The organism is Dyella sp. 01N36, from assembly GCF_056399745.1.
In genome coordinates, this window is sequence record NZ_JBFTRY010000197.1 from 1 (window position 1) to 6,069 (window position 6,069).

Here is a 6,069-nt window from a genome sequence, read left to right on the forward strand (position 1 = left end):
GCACAATGCTCAGCCCCAGACCATAACCGCGCGTCGCGCTTTCCACTTCGCGATGGAATCGCTGAAAAACCGCCTGTCGTCGATCCTCGGGTATGCCCGGACCGTTGTCGGAGATATCGATCACCACTTGCGCACCATCCCGGCGCACGGAAACATCCACCTGGCCTTCAGTTTCCGTATAGCGCAAGGCATTCTCGATCAGGTTGCGAAACATGGCGGTGAGCGCCACCTCGTGGCCAAGCACGACAGCCATGTCATCGTCGTGCGTGAGGCTGAGCGAGATGTCCTTTTCGGCGATCAGCGGCGCCAGCTCCTCGATCACTTCGGTGGCGATGCGTATCAAGTCCATCGGCGTGCGCTGTTGCGAGGCGGCGCCGGCTTCGAGCCGGGCCATCGCCAGGATCTGTTCGATGCGTCGCCCCAGCCGCGCCATGCTCTGCTGCGCGTGGCGCACGGTGAACTCCACTTCAGTGGGGTCGTCCGCGATCATGGCGCTTTCGAGATGGATCATGGTCGCCGCCAGCGGCGYGCGCAGTTCGTGGGCGACATCGGTGGCGAAGCGGTGTTCACGGTCCAGTGCGTCTTCGAGCCGTTCCAGTTGCTGATTCAGCGCCACGATCAGCGGCTTGATTTCGCCGGGCGCCACATCGGCAGGCATCGGCTTTCGGCTGCCGGGAGTGCGACGATCCAGCATCTCGGTGAGCACGGCGACGGGGCGCAGGCCGCGCTTGACGGCGAGACTCACCAGTAGCGCCAGCAACGGCAGTCCCACCAGCAGCGGCAGCGTGTGCTCGATCACCAGCCCGCGCGCAATGTCCGCGCGGTTGTCGGACTGTTCACCAATGCGGATCACCAGGTCAGCGCGATTCTGCAGGGTGAACGTACGCCACTGCTTGCCTTCGCGCTGGATGTCGCGAAAGCCGCGCTCTTCGCGGGTCGGCGGCGGCAGGTCGGCGAAATTCGAAGTGGCGGCAATCAGCTCGCCCTGCGGATCGTAAGCTTGAAACCCGACCTCGGGCTCGTAGTTGTGCGGATGTACCGACACCACCACGCCATGTCGATGGCTGGTGGTGCCCTGCGCGATGGATGGCAGGTCCGCCTCGTGCAGCGGCAGTTGCCCGTGCGCGATCAGCGTGCCCAGCGTGCGGCCAGCCTGGGCGAGACGACCGTCAAGCAGCTCGTTCATCTCGCGCAGTTCGCGACGATAGCTGATCCAGCCAAGCGGTATCAGCACGGCGACCATCACGGCGATGATCAGCCAGGTCAGGCGGGTGCGCAGGCTGATCGGCTGAGTGATCATTGCGGCTCGCGGGGGATCATGTAGCCGATGCCGCGCACGGTATGGATCACCTCGGGGCTCAACTTGCGGCGCAGCCAGTGCACCTGCACTTCGATGGCGTTGCGTTCCACCACGGTGTCGAGCCCATAGACTGAGTTTTCCAGCGCCTCACGACGCACGATACGGCCGGCGCGCTCCATCAACACGCGGAGCAGGGCGAACTCGCGGCGCGTCAGGGTGACGCGCTCGCCGCGAAACTCCACTTCGGCCGTGGCCAGATTGAGACGCAGGCCGCCGACTTCCACCATGTTGTCGGCAAGGCCTTGTGTACGGCGCGTGAGAGAACGGATGCGGGCAGCGAGCTCGCCCAGGTGGAAAGGCTTCACCAGGTAGTCGTCAGCGCCCAGGTCCAGGCCGCGGATTCGCATTTCGAGCGCGTCGCGGGCGGTCATCACCAGCACCGGTGTCTTCACGCCGGAGCGCCGGGCCTCGGCGAGCACTTCCAGGCCATCCTTGCCAGGCAGGCCCAGATCGAGCAGGACCAGGTCGACGGGATCGCCACGCAGCGCTTCCATGGCCTGGCGACCGTCGCGCAGCCAGGTCACCGCATAGGACTGGTGTTCCAGCGCGTGCCTGATCGCACCGCCCAGCTCGGCATCGTCTTCGACCAGCAGAATATGCATGCCTTCGCACCCGTGACGGACTTGGCGGCGGCACGGTCCGGGCCGCCGCCTGGACGCATGATCCGTGCTCTACCTTTTGTGGATCTTTTCCCGGGCCGCTTTGAGCCTGCCCAGGCGTCACGGTGGCAAGTGAGACGGCTGGCGTCAATCAGGCACGACAAAAAAGGAAAACGGCGAGTCTGCTCGCTCGCCGTTTTCCTTCCTGTTTCGACGCGTATGGGGGTGGCGCCGATAAAAGTGTGAATGACGTGCGTTCAGGGCGTCTTGGCCAGGGCGGCCTGCACGATGGCTGCGCGCAGCTCAGTCTGGTTGAGGGCGACGCCCGACGACTGGTCGATGGCAACAGCCTTGATCGACTGCGGCTTCAACATCAGGTGACGCTGTGTTTCCCAACCATTCGCCTTCTGTTGGGCGCGAGCGAAATCGGCCGGAGTGTTTCCAACGAAACCAATGACGGCGTAGCCATTCATACTGACAGTATAGGTTTCGACCGAGGCGTATGCAGTGCCGACGCTGGCAAAACCTAGTGCAGCCACGAGAGCGGGGAGGATGAAGCGCTTCATGGTGGTGCCTCCTAACGGGGGGAGTTCCGGGGGAGGCTCAACGTTAGGTCGATGCAGCGTTTCATGCTTGAGGAACTCGCACGAAACACTGAGGAATTTATGAGGTTTAAAGGCCCTCGCCACATGTTCTATGCCACTAGTCACAGGTATTTCTTGCCTGCATGACTGAAGACTGCAAGACCTTGCCGCTTGCATGTGACGAACGGCGTGGAGGCATCGACGTGCGAGATGTCGCGTCGATGACATGGGCACATCAACGTGTGCGTGCAGCGCGATGGTGGTTGCCAACGAAACGGATGGTTTGCACACAAGATGTCGATACGACGACAGCGTGCGCCGTGACTAGTGACCTATATTCGTCACGGCATCGTCATCGGCGCGCTCATCGACATCGCATTGCGCTTGCGCGTACCTGACCGCTGCGACGCTGCAGCGAAGTCGTTACCGGCGTAACTGATGAGGCGTGAGCAATCAAGTGGATTGCTCGCATGGCCTTTCAGCGAAGCAAGTGGTCAGGCCTTCGTCTTGTCCTTGTAACGGCACAAATCGCGAATGACGCATTGTGGACAATCGGGTTTACGCGCCTTGCACACGTAGCGTCCATGCAGGATCAACCAGTGGTGAGCGTCCTGCTTGAATTCCAGCGGCACCACTTTTTCGAGTTTGTCTTCCACCGCGCGCACGTCTTTGCCCGGGGCGAGACCGGTGCGGTTGGAGACGCGAAAGATATGGGTGTCCACCGCGATGGTGGCGTGGCCAAAGGCGGTATTGAGCACGACGTTGGCGGTCTTGCGGCCGACGCCGGGCAGCGCCTCCAGCGCTTCGCGCGTCTGCGGCACCTCGCCGTCGTATTGCTCGACCAGGATCCTGCACAAGGCCATCACATGTTTGGCCTTGCTGTTGAACAGGCCGATCGTGCTGATGTATTGCTTGAGCTTCTCCTCGCCCAGATCGAGGATCGCCTGCGGCGTATTCGCCACTGGGTACAGCTTCTTGGTCGCCTTGTTGACGCCCACGTCGGTCGCCTGCGCCGACAGCACCACCGCCACCAGCAGTTCGAACGGCGTGGTGTAGTGGAGTTCGGTGGTGGGATGCGGATCGACTTCGCGCAGACGGGTGAACAGCTCGACGATGTCGGCCTTCTTCACGAGGTCTTTCCTTGTTGTTTGGCCTTGGCCCGCGCGAGCGCGGCGAGCACGGGATTGGTCGGCGTGGTCATGGCGGCCACCTCGGCCTTGCGCGCAGCAAGCTCGTTGTCACGGTGCAGACGTTCGCGTGTCAGCCGCGCTTCGCGGCGCTGGAAATGCTCGCGCGATGCGTCGGCGTGAGCCGGGTCGTCGACCTGTGCCAGCGGCATCGGTTCGAGCACGATGCAATCCACAGGGCAGGCCGGTACGCACAGCTCGCAGCCGGTGCAGTCATCGATCATCACGGTGTGCATCACTTTGGACGCGCCCACGATCGCATCCACCGGACACACCTGGATGCATTTCGTGCAGCCGATGCAATCGGCCTCGACGATACGGGCGAGCGTACGCGGCTTCTCGATGCCGTGTTCCGGATCGAGCGGGAGCACGGGGACATCGAGCAGCGCGGCGAGCCTGGCGATGCCGATGGCACCGCCGGGCGGACACTGGTTGATCTTCGCCTCACCGCTGGCGATCGCCTCCGCATACGGACGGCAGCCGTGGTAACCGCATTGCTCGCATTGCGTCTGCGGCAGCAGGGCATCGATGCGGTCGGCGAGGGAGGGTGTAGCCAAAGTCATGGGGTTAGTTTAAGCGGCGAAGGTGCCAAGGGCGAAGTCGTAGCCGGCGCTCCATCGGGCCATGGCCTGGAAGCACGCCTTCGGCTTCGCCTCCAGGAGCAGGTGTGGCCCATCAATCGACTCTACGGTGGCTTGTGGTGCGGCAAGCACAAGGTTCCTCACGGCAGGTCCACTCAGCAGACGCTCATGGCCCGCTTGCAACAAAAGAATGGGCGCTACCAGCTCTCGCAGGGATGCCCTGACGTCCAGACGCTCTAGCGCAGCCAAACGCTGCGCCAGCGTCGCGCTATCGATTCCCCTCAGTGTGTTGGAGAGTCGCTGGACGAGGTCCGGTTCGGCATTGCTGCCAACGCAATAACGGCGCAAAAGAAAAGCCTGGCGCTTGCCGTGTTCGATCAGCATAGCGGGACAGCGGCGAGCAAGCCCAACGAGTGGGTGGGGAGTGGTGGCAAAACTCGCGCACAGCACGAGGCCGGCAAGCCGCGGTCCCAGTTTGGCTGCCAACAGGATGGCAATCGGGCCGGAAAAAGATTCGGCGACGAGCACCACGCGATCTAACGATGTGATCTGCTGAGCCACGTGCTCTACGTAAGCTTCCAGCCTCGCGGACAGCGAGGCCGGATAGGCGATAGATAGATAAGGCTCCCTACTGCACCAGTGCGACGTCAACGAAGAAAACATGTTGCCCGTGCCATCAATGCCTGGCATCAGCACCCACGTTGTGTCGATGGTGGGCGGCACTCAGCGAACGGTAGCGCCGGGCTTGGCGCCCTGGTCGGCGTCGAGCAGGAACAGGTCGCTGCCGCCGTCGCCGGCGGACAGGATCATGCCCTCGGACACGCCGAAGCGCATCTTGCGCGGCGCCAGGTTGGCGATGAACACCACGTTGCGGCCGAGCAGCTTTTCCGGCTCGCCGTAGCCCGCGCGGATGCCCGAAAAGATCTGGCGCGTGCCCAGCGGGCCGGCATCCAGTTCGAAACGCAGCAGCTTGTCCGAACCGTCCACGAATTCGCAGGCGGTGACCTTGCCGATGCGCAGGTCGAGCTTGGCGAAATCGTCGATGCCGATGAGGGCAGGGGCTTCGGGTGCGGCGGTCGGTGCGGTGCTGGCTTCAGTCATGGTCTTGGCGGGTTCTTTGGTTTTCTTGGGGGCAGGTTTGCTTTCGGCAGGTGCAAGCGAATCCTTGGACGCTTCCACCATGGCCTCGACCTGCTTGGGATCGATGCGGCCGAGCAGCGGCTCGAACGCGTTGATGGTGTGGTTGTGCAGTTCGGCGCGTGCATCGTCGAAGCCGTTGATCGGGGCGGCGAGGAAACGCTCGGCTGCTTCCACCGTGGCCGGCACTACCGGCTTCAGCAGGCCGGCGAGCAGGCGGAACGCCGCCAGCGCAAACGAGCAGACCTGATGCAGTTCGTCGCGGCGCGACTCGTCCTTGGCCATGGCCCACGGCGCCTTGGCGGCGATGTAGCCATTGACCATGTCGGCCATGGTCACGAAGCGGCGCGCTACTTCGGCAAACTCGCCGCTGTTGTACAAGGCGGGAACGTCGCCGTAGAGCGAGAGCAGTTCGCGCCACAGCTCCTGTTCTTCAGCGCTGAAGGCCGGGGCGAGACGGCCGTCGAAATACTTGTGCACGAAGCCCGCGGTGCGGCTGGCGATATTCACCCACTTGCCGACCAGGTGCGAGTTGACGCGTTCCTCGAAGGTCTTCAGGTCAAGGTCTACGTCCACCGGCGTGTCGCTGAGCATGGTGGTGAAGTAATAGCGCAGGAAATC

Annotated in this window: 7 protein-coding genes; all 7 read right to left on the reverse strand. The window is 63.1% G+C overall.

The features are described 5' to 3' along the window. The coding region (locus AC1DMG_RS18810) for an ATP-binding protein (protein ID WP_477180892.1) at positions 1-1,300 on the reverse strand (1,300 nt) is incomplete at its 3' end. Beyond that, positions 1,297-1,962: a response regulator gene (locus AC1DMG_RS18815; RefSeq protein WP_441603505.1), complete on the reverse strand. Its 666-nt coding sequence runs from the start codon at positions 1,960-1,962 to the stop codon at positions 1,297-1,299. The genes AC1DMG_RS18815 and AC1DMG_RS18810, both read right to left, overlap by 4 nt. A gap of 254 nt (positions 1,963-2,216) precedes the next feature. Further along, positions 2,217-2,525 (reverse strand): hypothetical protein, encoded by a 309-nt coding sequence (locus tag AC1DMG_RS18820; RefSeq protein WP_441603504.1) that lies wholly within the window; start codon positions 2,523-2,525, stop codon positions 2,217-2,219. 512 nt (positions 2,526-3,037) lie between these two features. After that, on the reverse strand, positions 3,038-3,673 hold the full coding sequence (nth, locus tag AC1DMG_RS18825; protein WP_441603503.1) for an endonuclease III: 636 nt from the start codon (positions 3,671-3,673) through the stop codon (positions 3,038-3,040). Then, positions 3,670-4,293 carry an electron transport complex subunit RsxB gene (locus tag AC1DMG_RS18830; protein ID WP_441603502.1) on the reverse strand — a complete coding sequence of 208 codons (624 nt, stop codon included), beginning with the start codon at positions 4,291-4,293 and terminating at the stop codon, positions 3,670-3,672. Before AC1DMG_RS18830 ends, nth begins: the two co-directional genes overlap by 4 nt. A gap of 9 nt (positions 4,294-4,302) precedes the next feature. Beyond that, positions 4,303-5,034, reverse strand: a complete 732-nt coding sequence (locus AC1DMG_RS18835) for an alpha/beta fold hydrolase (protein ID WP_477177885.1) — start codon at positions 5,032-5,034, stop codon at positions 4,303-4,305. Next, a partial coding sequence (gene metG / locus AC1DMG_RS18840) for a methionine--tRNA ligase subunit beta (protein WP_477180893.1) occupies positions 5,035-6,069 on the reverse strand: 1,035 nt, incomplete at its 5' end. It abuts the gene before it with no gap.